This window comes from Reichenbachiella sp. MSK19-1 (genome assembly GCF_003590315.1).
Classification (GTDB): Bacteria; Bacteroidota; Bacteroidia; order Cytophagales; family Cyclobacteriaceae; genus Reichenbachiella; species Reichenbachiella agariperforans.
Window position 1 is genome coordinate 732,366 of the sequence record NZ_MIER01000016.1, and the last position, 16,307, is coordinate 748,672.

At 45.0% G+C, this 16,307-nt stretch carries 13 protein-coding genes; 6 read left to right on the forward strand and 7 right to left on the reverse strand.

From position 1 onward, the window contains the following. Positions 1 to 3 precede the first annotated feature (3 nt). Positions 4 to 1,146 carry a PLP-dependent aspartate aminotransferase family protein gene (locus tag BGP76_RS15750; protein ID WP_073121115.1) on the reverse strand — a complete coding sequence of 381 codons (1,143 nt, stop codon included), beginning with the start codon at positions 1,144 to 1,146 and terminating at the stop codon, positions 4 to 6. 113 nt (positions 1,147 to 1,259) lie between these two features. Between BGP76_RS15750 and BGP76_RS15755 the strand changes: the two genes are divergently transcribed. Then, complete coding sequence (locus BGP76_RS15755) at positions 1,260 to 1,946, forward strand: TVP38/TMEM64 family protein (RefSeq protein ID WP_119845381.1); 687 nt, start codon at positions 1,260 to 1,262, stop codon at positions 1,944 to 1,946. Here BGP76_RS15755 and BGP76_RS15760 read toward each other — a convergent pair. Together BGP76_RS15760 and BGP76_RS15765 are read right to left on the reverse strand one after the other, a co-directional pair. Beyond that, positions 1,936 to 3,558: a mechanosensitive ion channel family protein gene (locus tag BGP76_RS15760; RefSeq protein WP_158584296.1), complete on the reverse strand. Its 1,623-nt coding sequence runs from the start codon at positions 3,556 to 3,558 to the stop codon at positions 1,936 to 1,938. The two genes, BGP76_RS15755 and BGP76_RS15760, sit on opposite strands and share 11 nt — an antisense overlap. A 33-nt stretch (positions 3,559 to 3,591) precedes the next feature. Then, complete coding sequence (locus BGP76_RS15765) at positions 3,592 to 4,503, reverse strand: prolyl oligopeptidase family serine peptidase (protein WP_119845383.1); 912 nt, start codon at positions 4,501 to 4,503, stop codon at positions 3,592 to 3,594. 334 nt (positions 4,504 to 4,837) lie between these two features. Between BGP76_RS15765 and BGP76_RS15775 the strand changes: the two genes are divergently transcribed. From BGP76_RS15775 to BGP76_RS15790, 4 genes are all read left to right on the forward strand, one after another. Beyond that, a complete protein-coding gene (locus tag BGP76_RS15775; protein ID WP_119845384.1) occupies positions 4,838 to 6,283 on the forward strand; it encodes a BatD family protein in 1,446 nt (481 codons plus the stop codon). Positions 6,284 to 6,366: 83 nt separating this feature from the next. Continuing rightward, the gene (aroC, locus tag BGP76_RS15780; RefSeq protein ID WP_119845385.1) at positions 6,367 to 7,443 is read left to right on the forward strand and encodes a chorismate synthase; all 1,077 of its coding nucleotides are present in this window, start codon (positions 6,367 to 6,369) and stop codon (positions 7,441 to 7,443) included. A 26-nt stretch (positions 7,444 to 7,469) separates the two neighbouring features. Beyond that, positions 7,470 to 8,876: a dicarboxylate/amino acid:cation symporter gene (locus tag BGP76_RS15785; protein WP_119845386.1), complete on the forward strand. Its 1,407-nt coding sequence runs from the start codon at positions 7,470 to 7,472 to the stop codon at positions 8,874 to 8,876. Between the two features lie 84 nt (positions 8,877 to 8,960). Further along, on the forward strand, positions 8,961 to 9,560 hold the full coding sequence (locus tag BGP76_RS15790; RefSeq protein WP_119845387.1) for a NifU family protein: 600 nt from the start codon (positions 8,961 to 8,963) through the stop codon (positions 9,558 to 9,560). Positions 9,561 to 9,634: 74 nt separating this feature from the next. On the opposite strand, the gene BGP76_RS15795 is transcribed toward BGP76_RS15790, so the two are convergent. Both BGP76_RS15795 and BGP76_RS15800 read right to left on the reverse strand, forming a co-directional pair. Next, the gene (locus BGP76_RS15795) at positions 9,635 to 11,110 is read right to left on the reverse strand and encodes a RagB/SusD family nutrient uptake outer membrane protein (RefSeq protein ID WP_158584297.1); all 1,476 of its coding nucleotides are present in this window, start codon (positions 11,108 to 11,110) and stop codon (positions 9,635 to 9,637) included. Between the two features lie 27 nt (positions 11,111 to 11,137). Beyond that, on the reverse strand, positions 11,138 to 14,284 hold the full coding sequence (locus BGP76_RS15800; RefSeq protein WP_158584298.1) for a SusC/RagA family TonB-linked outer membrane protein: 3,147 nt from the start codon (positions 14,282 to 14,284) through the stop codon (positions 11,138 to 11,140). 832 nt (positions 14,285 to 15,116) lie between these two features. On the opposite strand from BGP76_RS15800, the gene BGP76_RS15805 reads away from it, so the two are divergent. After that, the gene (locus BGP76_RS15805) at positions 15,117 to 15,335 is read left to right on the forward strand and encodes a hypothetical protein (protein ID WP_370453802.1); all 219 of its coding nucleotides are present in this window, start codon (positions 15,117 to 15,119) and stop codon (positions 15,333 to 15,335) included. Here the strand turns inward: BGP76_RS15805 and BGP76_RS15810 are convergent. Together BGP76_RS15810 and BGP76_RS15815 are read right to left on the reverse strand one after the other, a co-directional pair. Next, a complete protein-coding gene (locus tag BGP76_RS15810) occupies positions 15,295 to 15,702 on the reverse strand; it encodes a hypothetical protein (protein ID WP_119845390.1) in 408 nt (135 codons plus the stop codon). The two genes, BGP76_RS15805 and BGP76_RS15810, sit on opposite strands and share 41 nt — an antisense overlap. Beyond that, complete coding sequence (locus tag BGP76_RS15815) at positions 15,683 to 16,084, reverse strand: Panacea domain-containing protein (protein ID WP_158584299.1); 402 nt, start codon at positions 16,082 to 16,084, stop codon at positions 15,683 to 15,685. Before BGP76_RS15815 ends, BGP76_RS15810 begins: the two co-directional genes overlap by 20 nt. Between the last annotated feature and the right edge of the window lie 223 nt (positions 16,085 to 16,307).

The window sequence follows — 16,307 nt, forward strand, 5'->3', positions numbered from 1 at the left end:
CAGCTATTTGCCGAGGGCTTGTTCTAGGTCTGTGACTAGGTCTTCAGCATCTTCTATTCCTACACTCAGACGAATGAGCGAATCTTTTAGTCCCGACTTGATGCGTTCTTCTCTCGGGATACTTGCGTGGGTCATGCTGGCTGGATGACCGACCAGCGACTCCACTCCTCCGAGGGATTCGGCAAGGGTAAATAGCTTTAGTTTTTCCATCACTTGGATGGCGGGTTCGATTTTGTCATCCTTGAGTACAAAGGCAATCATACCACCAAAATCACTCATTTGCCTTTTGGCTACCATGTGGTTTTGGTGCTCTTCGAACCCAGGCCAGTAGACTTTACTCACTTTGGGATGAGACTTGAGGAAATGTGCAATTCTTCGACCGTTTTCACAATGTCTCTGCATTCGGATGTGGAGGGTTTTGACTCCTCTCAGTGCTAGAAAGCAGTCCTGTGGTCCGGGTACTGCCCCAGTAGAGTTTTGGTTGAAAGCGAGCTTTTCGTAGAGGTCGTGGTGATTGGTCATGAGTGCGCCCATGATCACGTCCGAGTGTCCTGAGATGTATTTGGTCACCGAGTGCATCACGATATCAGCACCCAATGTCACGGGGTTTTGGAGATAGGGTGTAGCAAAGGTGTTGTCTACGCAAAATAGCGCGTTGAATTTTTTGCAAACGCCAGCTAACCCTTTGATGTCTATGATGTTCATCATTGGGTTGGATGGTGTTTCTATCCAAACGAGTTTGGTATGCTCATTGAAGTGCTCGGATATACGGTTCAGTTCCTGCATATCGACGAACTTGAACTTAATCCCAAAATCTTGATAAGTCTGGGTGAATAATCTGTAAGTGCCACCGTAGAGATGAGTAGAGGTGAGAACTTCATCCCCAGGTTTGAGTAGTTTGAGCACTGCGTCTATGGCACTCATACCTGAAGCAAAGACCAACCCGTGGGCTGCATTCTCTAGTGCTGCGAGGTTGTTTTGTAATACGTCGCGTGTTGGGTTTTGAGTGCGTGCGTATTCATAGCCTTTGTGCTTGCCAGGAGAGGGTTGAGCGAAGGTAGACGTTTGATAGACGGGAGTCATGATCGCGCCAGTGGTGGGGTCTGGCTCTATTCCCGCATGTATGACCTTGGTACCAAATTTCATAAGAGTTGGATTTTGGATTTCTACCCTCTAACCGATCGAATAATATCAATTGTTTTGAGGATTCGTGATTGACAAAAGTAATCAATATCAGATATTCGCAATTATAATTCATCATGACATTTGGAAGATTGACTCAGCTACGAATATTTAGACTTTTTAGGGAAAACCGACGCATGGCCGTATTGATGGCTTGGATGGCGATTGTGCCGATAGGTACTTCGTTGGTGAGTGGATATTTTTTGCTCGGAGCGGAGGAACTGATCGCTAATATGGTGACATGGCAGTGGCTATTGTTCTACGCATGCACCATGCTGACGATGGCACTGGCCATCACTCCGACAACTTACATTGCTTTGCTCAGTGGCTATTTTATTGGGATGGAAAGTTTGATCGGTGTGGTAGTTGCTTACCAAGGCGCATCCCTTTTGGGCTACATACTGGCACGAGGGATCAACCGCGGGTTTGTCGACCAAATTATCAGTTACTATCCCAAATCTGCGGGCTATTTTGATAACGTACTCGACAAGCAGGTGATGACGACATTGTTGGCACGGTTGTCACCCGCTTTGCCTTTCGCTCTCATGAACGTGGTGCTTTCAGCTGCTAAAATCCGATTGGCTAGTTTCTTTTGGGGTGGACTGATTGGGATGTTGCCTCGGACTTTGTTCTTTGTGTGGGTGGGTAGTCAAGCGCACCAGCTTCGAGATGCTGTGCACTATGATCATGGCATGATCGCCAGTATAGTATTGACTATAGCGGCGATCTATGCGATGTTTTTGATGATCAAACCTAAGCCTTAGCTTCCATATTGAAATATTTGTTAAGCCTAGCCTGAAGGTCCTCCTTGGTTAGCGTGTATTCTGGCGAAAGACTGGCTTGCCCTGGCAGATTTTCAACGTGTAGTGTCTGTGTTGGGAACGCAAAATGAACACTCAGCTCTCTGCCTAATTTTAGGATTTCCAAAATAATCTCTTGCTTGAATTTTAACTCGTCTGACCAAGTAGGTGCTGAGAAAAAGATATAGAACAGAATGTCAAGCGAGTGCGAGCCCATCTCACTGAGGTGAATCTCATAGTTGTCCTTGTTGGTGTTTGGGTGATGTAGGAGGATTTGTTCTAGCCCCTGCACAAATACCTCGATGCGTTCTGGAGGTGTATCATAGGTGATCGCCAGCATTGTACGAAACCTTCGGTATTGTCTTAGGCCATTGTTGTCGATGGTGCTGTCTGCTAACTGACCGTTCGGGACAGAGATCACAGAGTTCCTAAATGTCCGGATTCTAGTCGATCGAAACCCGACTTCTTCGACCATGCCGTCTATGTCATCACCTGCTGTGATCCAATCTCCGATCTGGAAAGGCTTATCTATGAAGATCATCATCGAACCGAAAAAGTTTTTGATGGTATCCTGAGCTGCCAAAGCGAATGCCAGACCTCCAATAGAAAGCCCTGTCAGGAGCGGAAGGATGGGGACATTCATGTTTTGCAAGATGATGAGTACACCTGCTACGATGACCATGGCGCGTAGAATCTTCTTGAGTAGCGGTACGAGCTGATCGTCCAGTTTGCTTTCTGTACGGCTGACAAGACGGGTCAAGTAGACTTCTAGAACATTGACCAGCCGGTAAAGTGAGATCATTCCGTAGAGAGGGATAAGTCCCTTGAGTGCCATGACTACATAGTACCCGACGATCTGTGGGAGCTGTAGGAGTGGATAGACCATGCTGATGAATATAAATACGCAGATCATGCCGATCGGCTTGGTGACAGGAAGTAAATATTTGCTGCCAATATTTTTCTGTTTGAAACGGTCGAGAAGGGAAATGAAAACACGCTCGAATAGGAGGGCAAAGATATGTTTTATTAAAAAACTGGCGAACAAAATCGCTGCGATTCCTATGATTTGCCACAGTTTAAGCCCTAGGATTTTCATGCCTAGGACACTTTCTTTGACTTCTTCGCTGATGAGAAAATCTGTCCCGAATTTGAATATTTCTTTATGTACCGAATCGATTTGAGCGATTTCAGGAGGTTGGAACTGCCATCGTCCCCGACGCTTCTCTATGAAAATTTCGGGGTAGTTCTTATTGATGACATAGCGGTACTCGTTGGTCAGCGAGTCATAGTAGTCTTTACTCTTTGGCACTTCGTCGAAAAATATGAATATGCCTGCTCCTTCTAAAATTTGCTCTAGTTTGACAGCATATTTTTCTTTCTCTTCTTGTTTGAGTGATGGGTTGTTAAAAACGATAGAAGCAGCGGGTAGATTTCTGCTCCCTGATTTGATGTTGGTCGAGAAGGTCTTTAGGGTCTCGTAGGGAGATTCTAGCCTGCTCGTGATGGTGTCCTTTTGGACATGAGCCAGCGTGGGGAGCGAAAGACAAAGGAATAGCAGTGTGAAAAGATGTCGCATATACATTTCTGGATTTGGCTGCAAAAGTATGAATTATTGTTTTTTCTGCTTCAGCATCCAGTTGTAAATGTCCTCCCCTGCATAGACACGTTTCCAAGTGTCGTGACCTAGGTCTTCTTCCGTAGAAAAGCGAAAGTTCTTGTGCCCTGCTGCTTCTAGTGCATTCATGCCAGGGTAGAAATATTCTGACTTGACTACCTCATCTCGTCCCCCTACTACGCACCATATGGGAGTCTGCGCACCAGCGAGTGTGGGCATCAGATCAGGGTGTCCCCAGCCGACGATAGGGCTGATCGCAGCGAACAGATCGGTGTGTTTGCTACCCATGTACCACGTCCCAAATCCTCCGTAGCTTAATCCTGTGAGATAAATGCGTTGGGTATCTACGCGATAGTTGTTTTGGACGTGTTCAATCATTGCGACCAAGTCTTCTTCTACCATTTCCCAACCGCGCATAGGACCATAGTTTTCATAAGGGAGCGAGTCATTGGCTACTGATCCAGACATTTCTATTTGGGTCGGAAAGAAAGGCTCACGGCCTGGTGTTCCTTCTTGGAGTCTTTTGGGGGCATTTTCCACTTTTCTATTCAGTAGGTAAGAAACACCCAATGTATCGAACCCGAACATGTGTAGCTGCGGCATGATGATCAAAAATGGAAGGTCTCTGCGCTGTACCCATGCCTCATAGACTGGGCCATGCGCCATGGTATAGGCTAGTTCTTCCTGGCCATTGCCTCGCTCGCCGTGACCATGGAGGAACATCATGAGTGGCCAGTCGGCTTGCGTATCGTCGTATCCTTTGGGTACATACAGGTAGTAGTTGCGATCGCTTTGGTCTGTTTGACTCGTGTAGGAGATGGTTTCTAATCGCTCGGTACTCGGCGCTTTGCTTTGGCAGGCCAACAGGGTGATAGCAGCCAGTAGGATAGTAAAGTAAGATTTCATGATAAATAAAAAAGCCACAATTAAGTGGCTCAATTTAGTGGGATAATTTGAAATGTCGATCAAGAATTTTGGGGTACTGGTTTCCGAACTTTTCGTAGCACCATGCTCTTAATGCTTCGATTTGTTCGCCTACTGATGTTATTGCTTTTAAAAGCTCTTTTTCGAATAATGATCTGTCAAAACTTACTTTCGACAGAATCGTTTTTGAATACTCTAACATTTAACTTTCGGTTTAGTGCTGATTAAAAAGGCAGTTCGTCTAACTGTTTTTTATCGGGCGATGAATATAATAATTATCAATTAGATTTGCAATTTTGTCACTTAAATACGGGCTATGAGTAAAGTAGGTTTTTCCTTCATTATTTTATCAGTGTTAATGTCATTTGGGCTACAAGCGCAAAAGGTGAACATAGAGATGGGGCGTAACGATATCGCGCTCAACCAGCTCTTTACGATCACTCTAGAAGTACAGAACGCTCGCTTGAAGAGTTACAGCGGTTTCCCTGAAATATCGGGATTCCAAAAGCGAGGTACATCCTCATCATCGTCAACTAACTTCATCAACGGAGTTCGCAGTTCGACCCAGAGCATCACCCAAAACTATCTACCCACTGCAGAGGGGACTTTCAAAGTGGCTCCTTTTACGATTCGGGTCAACGGAGAAGATGTGAGATCGGAAGGTACGACTGTGCGGGTAGGGCCAGCGATACAGCAGCAATCTCGTAGGCAAGATCCTTTTGGAGACCCTTTTCAGGATTTCTTTGGGCAGCGAAATCAAGCCCAGCCACAGGAGTTTGTTAATATAGAAGCGGATGCATTTTTGGCTCTCACGACGGACAAGTCTGCGGTCTATCCTGGCGAGGGTTTCACGATGACCTTGGCTTTTTATGTGTCCCAAAACAACAGAGCTGAGATGCGTTTTCATCAGCTGGGTGAGCAGCTAGAGGAAATTATCAAGAAGATAAAACCAGCGAATTGTTGGGAGGAGAATTTTAATATCGAAAGTATTTCTGGTGAATCTGTGACCATTAATGGCGAGCAGTTCAACCAGTTCAAAATCTATCAGGCGACTTACTACCCGCTCAATAACGACCCTATAGAGATTCCAAAAATAGGGCTAGAATTGATCAAGTATCAGATAGCCAAGAACAGGACTTTCTTTGGGCAGAACAAAAAGGAAGAACTGGTCAAGTTCTACTCCAAACCAAAAACAGTCACGATCAAAGAAATGCCTGAGCATCCGCTAAAGGAGAGCGTGTCAGTGGGGAATTACAAACTGGAGGAGAAAATCAGTGACAGGTCAGTCCATACGGGCAATAGCTTCAACTATGAGTTCTCTATCGTGGGAGAAGGAAATATCTCAGGAATCAATGAGTTGCAGTTGAAGAGCGATGAGAATTTTGACCTTTTCCCTCCCAATACCAAGCAAAGTATCAACCGAAACAATGGGAAAGTAAGGGGACGTAAGTCTTTTAGTTTTTATGGCATCCCTAATGAGCCTGGAACTTTTGACATGGGAGATTACTTCAGTTGGATTTATTTTAATACCCGAACGGAGAAGTATGATACTTTAAAGTCTGATGTGACCCTCGTCGTGACAGGGGAGAGCAAGAAGAATGAATCCATCCTCTCCAACGATATGGGGTCATTCTACGATGCGATGGATATAGAGAATAATAAGCTCGTATCGCTAGATAGTCGCAAAAACCTACGAACTGTCATCAATGTTATTATTTTTGCGATGATAGGTCTGGTCGTAGCGCTGATGTTCAAAAAGTAGCGTTTTCGGACCGAAAACAACACCCCACTTTAAATATTCTTCACGGAGGCTGATAATCGATCGTGAGACAAAAAATATAGTAGATGAGCAATTCATTTGGATCAGTTTTTAAGATCACAACATTCGGAGAATCACACGGCAGAGCTTTAGGCGTCACCATTGATGGTTGTCCAGCAGGTATCACATTGGATATGGATTTTATCCAAGACGAACTGGCGAGAAGAAAGCCAGGGCAGTCTAAGATCACGACACAGCGTAAAGAGCCAGATTCGTTTGAGATATTGAGCGGTGTGTTCGAAGGGAAAACAACGGGTACACCTTTGGCGATGGTGATTTTTAATACGGATCAGAAAAGCAAAGATTACTCGCACATCGCGGATTCTTACCGACCTTCTCATGCAGACTTTACCTACCAAGAGAAGTATGGAATCCGTGACTATCGTGGAGGTGGACGCAGCTCGGCGAGAGAGACTGCCGCGCGTGTAGCAGCAGGAGCTGTTGCCAAACTGGCATTGCGTCAATTGGGAATCCAAATCCATGGCTATGTGTCTCAGGCAGGGGATATCAAAACCAGCAAGTCTCATACTGAGTTAGATTATTCGCTCACTGAGTCTAATATCGTGAGATGCCCAGATCTAGAGGTGGCTGATGATATGATCTCCCTCATTGATAGCGTGAGAAAGGATGGAGACACCATAGGAGGAGTGGTGAGCTGTGTGATCAAAGGCACGCCAGTAGGGCTAGGCGAACCAGTGTTTGACAAGTTGCACGCTCGATTGGGTGCAGCAATGCTAGGCATCAATGCCGTTAAGGGCTTTGAGTACGGTAGTGGTTTCGAGGGAGCCAAGATGAGAGGTTCTCAGCACAACGATTTGTTCGATAGCAAAGACGGAAAGGTCACCACACGAACCAACTTGTCTGGTGGTATCCAAGGCGGTATTTCGAATGGGGAGGATATTTACTTCAATGTCGCCTTCAAGCCTGTAGCGACGATCATGCGTGATCAAGATTCAGTTGATGTCCATGGCGAAGCGGTGACAGTTTCGGGCAAGGGGCGCCACGATCCATGTGTTGTGCCTAGAGCCGTACCTATCGTAGAAGCGATGGCAGCCTTGACGATTTTAGATTTCTATTTGCTCCAGAGAACAACTAATCTTTAACTTAGGCACTTAACCCAAAAGTGAAAATGAAAAAATTACCCTTACATGTCAAAATAATACTGGGGCTGGTCGCTGGTGTTGTTTGGGCACTGATCTCTAGTGCCCTCGGTTGGAACGAATTTACGATTACATGGATCGATCCGTTCGGGACGATTTTTATTCGATTGTTGAAGTTTATCGCAGTGCCGTTGGTGCTATTCTCGATCATCAGTGGAGTCGCTGGACTCAGTGATGTATCGAAGCTGGGTAGGTTAGGCGGTAAGACTTTAGGCGCTTATCTTGTCACGACGATCGTCGCGGTAGGGATAGGGTTGGTACTGGTGAATATAGTCAAGCCTGGTGCCTTCATGGACGATGAGCAGCGTTTAAAAAACCGTATCGCTTATGAGATGTGGCTCAAGGACAACGCTATGAGTCCAAAAGATGGTGAGTGGTATATCAATATGCCTGAGAACTCACATCTGATAGATGAAAGCATGAACAATCAGATCGCTGTAGAAGATCTGAAAGAAGTAGAGAAAAAGATGGCTCTGGCCAAAGCACAAAAGGATGCTAGTCCGCTACAGTTCATTGTAGATATGGTACCTGAGAATATTGTGATGTCCATCTCCAACAATAAGTTGATGCTACAGGTGATTTTCTTTGCAATCTTTTTTGGGATCACGATCGTGATCATCCCTCGAGAGAAGTCTCAGCCAGTTGTCGACTTCATCGAAGGGCTCAATGCTATTTTTCTCAAGATGGTAGATATGGTGATGCAAGCAGCCCCTGTGTTTGTATTTGCGCTGTTGGCTGGAGTGATTGCTAAGATGGCAGATACACCTGCGGAGGTATTGGAGATCTTCCTAGGATTAGGGTCATATTCGTTGACATTGCTGGCAGGATTGGCATTCATGGTATTTGTGTTTTATCCAGTATTACTTAAAATTTTCGTCCACAAGATCAGTTACAAAGAATTGTTCAAAAACATCAGCCCGGCGCAGTTCTTGGCTTTTTCTACCAGTTCTAGTGCAGCGACCTTGCCTGTAACGATGGAGTGTGTGGAGGAGAACATGGGAGTACCGCGTAACGTGACCAGCTTTGTATTGCCAATCGGCGCAACGGTCAACATGGACGGGACGAGCCTGTATCAGGCAGTGGCAGTAGTGTTCTTGGCGCAGCTGCACATGGTGGATTTGACCGTGGCACAGCAGTTGACTATCGTACTCACTGCTACGCTTGCTTCGATAGGAGCGGCAGCTACTCCGAGTGCAGGGTTGGTGATGATGATCATCGTACTACAGTCGGTGGGTTTGAATCCTGCGTGGGTAGCGATTATTTTCCCAGTAGATCGTATTTTGGATATGTGCCGTACAGTCGTCAATGTGACAGGTGATGCGACCGTATGTTCATTGATCGCAAAATCTGAAGGGGAGCTGGAAAAGTATTCCTAATCAACCCAACCAATTTATGTGCTTCACGTCCTAAGTGATGTGGAGCAATTCCACTAGTTTTGCAAAAGAAGAAAAGATACAATCATGGAAGACGGAGTAAAAAACGCACCAGCAACGATATACCTAGAGTCAAACCCAAACCCAAACACACTCAAGTTTGTGGTCAATTATTTTTTGATTCCAGAGGGAATGAATTTTGACTATCCGACAGTGGAGTCAGCGACCAATTCTACACTAGCACAGGAGCTATTTACCTTCCCGTTCGTCAAGGGCGTGTTCGTGATGAGCAATTTTGTTACTGTCACGAAGGATGCTGAGACAGACTGGGCAGAGGTACAAAACGGGATAAGAGACCACATCAAAGGTTATTTGGATTCAGGACAGTCAGCTGTAGACCTATCCAAGGCGTATGAACAAGCGCAGACGGAGGAGCAGGCAGCAGCACCCGTATCAGCACTCGATGAGAACATCAAAGGTATCCTCGATGAGTATATTCGTCCAGCGGTAGAGCAGGATGGGGGGGCGATCAGCTTTCATTCGTACCAAGATGGTGTAGTGAAAGTGGTCTTGCAGGGATCATGCAGTGGATGCCCATCGTCTACGCTGACATTGAAAGCAGGGATCGAAAACCTACTAAAGAGAATGGTACCAGAGGTAAAAGAAGTAGAAGCGATCAACGGATAACATCAGTTGTCTTTAAAGAAAATAGAAAAAGCCCTTCATCGAAGGGCTTTTTTGTTTTGTAAGGCTCATCAGACTCAAGGGTTCTCTACGATCAGATTGTTGGTGGCGCTTTCTCCACTAGGGATAGGCCAGATGTAGTTGCTGGCTCCTGGGTTGACAGCAGGAGCTGTGCCGATCGCACCTACTTTTGCGGGTAGCGTAAGCCCCCTCCGCTGTAAGTCCCCCAACCTGTGTCCTTCGCCGACTAGCTCAATTCTCCTTTCGTTCCATATCGTGTTGAGCAAGGCGTCAGTAGTATTGACCGCTGCATCGGCAAATACATGGCTGGGGTTGGCTCGGTTTCTTACCGCTTGCAGGAGTTGTGCGCCTAGGGTCAGATCGCCCGTGTTGGCTGCTGCTTCGGCATAGTTTAGCATAATCTCGGCGTAGCGAATGACAGGTACATAATCCCTAAAAGGGGCAACGGTAATGGAGAACTTTGTTAACACTTTTTGGTTATTGGCATTGGTCGTGACGAGCAAGGAACGACTGTCTTCTGGACTGTTGAGTGCTGGATCACTGGCTATGCCCGCGGCTGCCATGAATATGATGGGTTGACCTAGATAGTTGAAAGCCAACGAACTCTGGGTCGGGGGTGTTTCTGTGGTAGAATTAATAAAGGGTATCGAGAATATGGCTTCTGGACCTGTATAGCTACCACCAAACACTGTGGCGATATCGGTTTCTAACTCATGCGTAATCGTGCTAGTCACATACTGATAGGGCATGGTGCTAGGGACAAGTTTTGAAGATTCCGAGACGACATTTGGGTAGTCCCCTTGTAGCAGGTAGACCCTAGATTTCAAAGCAATGGCGGTAGCTTTGTGCGCCCTGGAGGTATTGAGCAAGGCTGTGGGATAGGATTCTGGCAATTCCGTTTCTGCTTCGTCTAAGTCTTGGAGGATTTGATCATAGACTTCTGCGACGGTGCTTCGCGCGAGGTTGTTGTGTCCGGAGGTTCTAATGGGCGACAAGCGAAGCGGTACGCCCAATCCATCTGGATCATAAGTATAAGGCCGAGCGTAGGTCTGTACCAAACACAAGTAACTCAACGCTCTTACATATTTGGCCTCTGCCCTATAAAAGGTACTCGTTTCTTCTGTGATCACGTCCGTATCTTCTAGTGCACTGAGGAGGATGTTGGCGGAATTGATAGCGGTATAGGCAGCCGACCATACGTTGTTGGCAAAGTCATTGGTAGAAGCGACACTTTGATTCCAGACAGCCGATCCTGCTGCGGCATTGCCATCATTTTGTCCAAACTCATCTGCTCTCTGCTCATTGAAGACGATGTATCTGCCACCATACAGGGTCGGGTTTTGCAGTTGTCTGTACAGGTTATTGACTTGAGCGAGTATTTTTCCTTCCGTACTGAAAGCTTCGGATTCTTCAATGGCTGTTTGAGGTACAGTGTCCAAAAAATCATCGTTGCAAGCAGACAATCCCAAGAAGGGAATGAAGCTTACAACTATTACTTTCCAATTGAACCCTGTCTTATATGTACTATTCATTATTTTATCTGTTAAGCTCATAGTGTATCAAAATTGTACGTTCAGACCGACTGTGAAAACTCTAGCTGTGGGTGGGACATTCTGGTCTTTGCCTGAGTTGATGGAGTTTCCATTGATGGATATTTCAGGATCTGAGCCTCTGTAATTGGTGATGGTAAATACGTTAGAGGACTGGACGTATAGATAAGCATTGTCAATCGTCCCGCTCAAAAAGGAATGGTGTACAGGGACATGGTATCCCAAAGAAAGATTCTTCAACTTCATATAGGCGCCACTTTCTACTTTGGTACTGCTGCTAAAGGAGAACCCTGCTGATACATTGTCTCCATAATATAGCTTTTGGATTTCGGTGACTTGGCCAGGGGTCGTCCACCTGTCTTTGATGAAGGTGCCATTGTTGAAATACCTTTGGTCAGAATTGGTGGCTCTGGTGCCATTGTACAGCTTGTTGCCCCCGACAAAGGTGAAGTTGATGTTCAAATCGAAGTTTTTGTAGGTGAAGGAATTGTTGATCCCTCCATACACCGTAGGTAGGGAAGGCCCTTGGATCACGCCATCCTTATAGTTGTCGATCGCAGGCGCTTCTGATCCATCGAGATATGTCCATTTTGGGGAGCCGATATGATTGTATTGTACCGTATTGCCCTCACTGTTGACGAACATCATTTGTCCGTTGTCTGGGTTGACCCCAGCACAGGGAACAGCAAACAATGACCCCACCGAGTAGCCTACACGGGTCATGTTTTGCACACCAAATACACTCGGAACGAACACATCGCTGACCAGCTCGGTCACTTTGTTCTCCAGGGTAGATAGATTAAAACTGGCATTCCATCCGAAATCAGACTGCTTGATGATCAGCGCACTGATGTTCAATTCAATTCCTTTGTTGTACATGCTACCAACATTGGCGTTGATATAATTGTTGGGCAAGCCCGCCGACAATGCCTGAGGGGCTTGTAGTATGAGTCCGTCTACGAGGTTTTTATAGTAATCAAATTCGATATTCACCCTGTTGTTCAGCAAAGAGGCATTGAACCCAATGTCCATCTTGGTGCTTTTTTCCCATTTCAAATCTGGGTTAGCAGTCTGCGAGTAGCCCAGTGTGGAGGAGCCGCCATAGGTAGATGAGCTGTAGGTACCGATGGACGCATAGTCGCCAATTTCGCTGTTGCCTACGATTCCATAACTACCTCTTATTTTTAGTTTGGTGAGGACGGTTGCCAGTGCGGACGTTTTATAAAAACTTTCTTGATCCACATTCCATCCCAGCGAACCACTGCCGAAGTTCCCATATTTGTTGTCTTCTGCTAATGCAGATAATCCGTCTCTTCGGAAATTGACACTCACAAGGTATTTTTTTTTGTAGTCATAGTTGACAGAGGCGAAATAGGACAGTAGTCCATTGACGCCATATTGATTTCCCGAGGGGGAAATGTTTTTGTATACGCCTTGGTAGAGCGTATAGCTCGGGTCGGTCAGGTTGCTTTGTTGTGCTCCCCAACCGTCGATGGTCGTTGTGATTTTTTCATGTCCTACCAATGCGTTGATGGCGTGTTTGTCATGAATGTTGAGACGGTAGATCAAGGAGTTGACAAAGTCGATGCGAGAGAATTTGGTTGTCGAATTGGTGGCCACTCCATTGGCAGATGCACCGCCACCATTCAAGGGATTCAGGAATGATTTGTTTTCTGCTTGTAAGAAATTGGCTCCTAGGCTGGTTCTAAAAGTCAAATTTTTCAATACTTCGAGTTCACCAAATACATTGCCTATCAGTGAGTTGTTGTCAGAGGTGTTTTTGTCTTCGTAGATGGTAGCGGCGAGATTGTATGCATTGATCGAACCGACCAGGCTGGGGTCATTGGCACCATAGCCTACGCTGTTGCCATTTTGGATGCTGTACGAGCCGTCTTCGTTGTAGACGGGTACGTTTGGCGGCAATACGTATGTCATCCTACCCAGCCCTTCGTTGGTGATGTACTCGGTATTGTAGGCAGAGGAGGACATAGAGTTACTCGAAATAGCGCCTGTATTTGGAGCGGTATTTTTGGACTTGTTCATGGAGACATTGGTGCCAATCTTGATCCTTTTATTCAATTGATGATCTATGTTGATTCTTGCCGAAAAGCGCTCAAAATTGTTGGTCTTTATAAAGCTGTTTTGGTTGAGATAGCCCATCGATAGGTAATACCGTGTAGAATCATGTGCGCCAGAGATACTTACATGATGACTTTGTGACAGCCCGGGTTCGTAGGCCACATCATACCAGTTCGTATCGACTGTGCTGCCATCGGGATTTTGCATCAGAGCAAACCCGGGTTCTTTGCCCGCATTTACCATGGCTTCATTCTTGATCATCACATAGTCTTCGGCACTGAGGAGCTCGGGCAGGTTGTAGGGTGTGCTGACGCTAAACCAAGTGTCATAATTGACCTTTGTCTTGCCACGGCCTTTTTTGGTGGTGATGACCATGACGCCATTGGCAGCTCTAGAGCCATAGATAGCAGCCGCAGCGGCATCTTTCAATACGTCTATCGATTCGATATCATTGGGGTTGATATCCGAAAGCGGATTGTTACCAATCAACCCACCAATGGATCCTACAAAAACAGTGACCCCATCGATCACCACCAATGGATACAAACCAGAGGTGATCGTGTTGATGCCTCTCACTCTCATGACGGGCGCGTTGTTGAGCACACTGGAGGATTGTACAATGTCAACACCTGTCGCCTGCCCGCCCAACAGTTGATCAAAACTAGTGGTCGGCCTATTTTGCATTTGATCCATAGAGACCCTCGACACAGATCCAGAAAACTCACTCTTCCTTCGTGTATCGTATCCACTAGATACCAATATCTCCTCCAGTTGAATCGCGGATTCTTGCATGCTGATGGTCAAGGGATCGAAGGAGTTGATCGAAATGTACTTCTCTTGATACCCGATATAACTCGCCGTGATGAGGAAGGGCAACCCCTTGTCAGCGGGTAGTCTAAATTCTCCCTTTTCGTCCGTCACCGCACCAATGCTAGTGCCCTCGATCTTTATGTTGACGTTGGACAAGGGGAGATCATTGGATGCGTCTATCACCCTGCCTGAGAGAATGGACTGTTGTGCATAGGAGGAGAAACCTAAGAAGGTAAGGCAGAGCAGGCCTAGGGTCATTATGAGCATACCCTTTGACTTACTTCGAGTGATTGATGTAAAAATTCTTTGTAAAGTTTGTGCCATATAGCTGAACTGAAATAACGTAGATGCTTTTTAATTTTTCTCTGAACCCACACGTCCCTGTTTTGCTTTATCGAAAACAAACGAAGTTGATGTCTCCTTGATCTTGTATGGATTAAAGGTCAATGATATACAATGGAGGGAAGTCAATCTTAGATAAAGGATGAATGAACCGATTTGATGGATGGGAGGATGGTTTTGATAAATGAGCTGGAGAGATGAACAAAATCACCGTGCTATCCGCCGGACTTTGCTTGCTCTCCGATGTAAGCTTACATCAGGTGTCAAGTAAGCTTACTTGGAGGCTCAGGTAAGCTTACCTAGAGGCTCATGTAAGCTTACCTGAAGAGTCACATAAGCTTACATGGAGATTATAGTAAGCTTAGTTCAGCATGTTGCCCCCTAAATTATTGAAAAGCCCTTGTTTTAAGACGGGAAGGGACTGACTCTACGACCTTGCTGGGATATAACTCGTTACGAGCCACAGAAATTTACACCCATGTAGCAGTCAAAGGTTTGGCAACCATAAAAAATCTACTAACCGGAGTTCGATGCTTAAAGAAGGCTCATGAGCTAGAACAGGGTAAAATAAAATGACCTTTGATAAAAAGTGCAGAAAAACCCTTCAAGGGTTCTCTTTCCATAGCATGGAGCAAAACGAATGATGTACTAATCCCTTCAAAAAAGCCCTTGAAGGGATATTCAAAATCGTAGCAAGAGCAGCCTCAATAGCCAGAATTCGCAAGCCCCATACTTTCCTCCTTTCTTTTTCAGGCATTTGCTAGAGTCCGGCAAAGACTTGCGCTACATTCAGACCTTGCTGGGGCACAACTCGTTACGAGCTACAGAAATTTACACCCATGTAGTAGTCAAAGGTTTGGCAACCATAAAAAATCGACTAGATTTAGCAAAGATACATTGCGGATATGTGACATGGTGTCACGTGTTATGTGTAACTACTTATTGTTTGGTTTGTTATTTGGGAAAAGCGATTTAACAACAACGAGATAGTATGTCAAAATAGTAATGCTTAACGTTCCAATTGTTGCGAGATATTCTGTTTCTGAAAAATGAAACGTTTCATAAAACCCTTTAACCACTATAAAAGCTCCAATAAAAGCTGCCCACCCCAACGAAAACCAAAATGATCTGTTTGCGTTTTTTCGTCTCAAATCTCGCTCAGATTCTTTATCCTTTTTGTTTAACCTGAAAGTTTCATGGGTAATCCAATCAGATAAAGTTTCTAGCTTTCCACTAAACAACTCTAATTGCTCTTGCTGACTTTTTTCGTCAATTTTTATATCCTGAGTCGATGAGGCTGAGCTAAAGTAATCCTTTGCATTATCAAGCGGGTTGTTGCTCATCCATCTTTTTATTAATAAGATTACTATAGTAATCTGCAATTATATCGTTTGGTATATCAACATTGTGTTGACCATTGAACACTTGTGACCAAGGAGAACCTTCGGTATGTGTTAATGCACTAAGTTTCGTGCCTGAAAAGCTTTTATACGCATTCCACAATAGGCTAATGAACTCTTCATCCTTCTCATTAAGATTTTTCTCACTATACAAATCCATTAATTCTATATCTACAGAACTAGCGCCAAATCTTTTTATTACGCCATAAAGCTCTGGTATTACAGGGCCATATTTCCACGCCTGAACCCTGTTCTGAATTAGAGGTTTGTTGAAAAAACCAAGATAATAACCATGAGCAATGTATGTTAGCTTTAATAACTTCATAGTATCTATACCAAGTCCTTCCTTGGAGGCAAGCTTTATAAAGCTCTTGGATATATCGAAACAGTTATACATTGAATTAGTAATTACCTTGTTTGCCGTAAATAAACGAAATATTATTGAGTATTGAAAAATACACTTAACAATAGATATAGTGTATGTCCATATCTTGTTGAGTAAATACATACGATTCTCTTGCTCTTGCGTTGTGGACGTATGTTATATC

What these genes read in the sequence shown, in the direction of transcription:
- BGP76_RS15750 (WP_073121115.1), bottom strand. Translation starts at nt 1,146, where the DNA reads ATGAAATTTGGTACCAAGGTCATACATGCGGGAATAGAGCCAGACCCC.
- BGP76_RS15755 (WP_119845381.1), top strand. Translation starts at nt 1,260, where the DNA reads ATGACATTTGGAAGATTGACTCAGCTACGAATATTTAGACTTTTTAGG.
- BGP76_RS15760 (WP_158584296.1), bottom strand. Translation starts at nt 3,558, where the DNA reads ATGCGACATCTTTTCACACTGCTATTCCTTTGTCTTTCGCTCCCCACG.
- BGP76_RS15765 (WP_119845383.1), bottom strand. Translation starts at nt 4,503, where the DNA reads ATGAAATCTTACTTTACTATCCTACTGGCTGCTATCACCCTGTTGGCC.
- BGP76_RS15775 (WP_119845384.1), top strand. Translation starts at nt 4,838, where the DNA reads ATGAGTAAAGTAGGTTTTTCCTTCATTATTTTATCAGTGTTAATGTCA.
- aroC (WP_119845385.1), top strand. Translation starts at nt 6,367, where the DNA reads ATGAGCAATTCATTTGGATCAGTTTTTAAGATCACAACATTCGGAGAA.
- BGP76_RS15785 (WP_119845386.1), top strand. Translation starts at nt 7,470, where the DNA reads ATGAAAAAATTACCCTTACATGTCAAAATAATACTGGGGCTGGTCGCT.
- BGP76_RS15790 (WP_119845387.1), top strand. Translation starts at nt 8,961, where the DNA reads ATGGAAGACGGAGTAAAAAACGCACCAGCAACGATATACCTAGAGTCA.
- BGP76_RS15795 (WP_158584297.1), bottom strand. Translation starts at nt 11,110, where the DNA reads ATGAATAGTACATATAAGACAGGGTTCAATTGGAAAGTAATAGTTGTA.
- BGP76_RS15800 (WP_158584298.1), bottom strand. Translation starts at nt 14,284, where the DNA reads ATGCTCATAATGACCCTAGGCCTGCTCTGCCTTACCTTCTTAGGTTTC.
- BGP76_RS15810 (WP_119845390.1), bottom strand. Translation starts at nt 15,702, where the DNA reads ATGAGCAACAACCCGCTTGATAATGCAAAGGATTACTTTAGCTCAGCC.
- BGP76_RS15815 (WP_158584299.1), bottom strand. Translation starts at nt 16,084, where the DNA reads ATGAAGTTATTAAAGCTAACATACATTGCTCATGGTTATTATCTTGGT.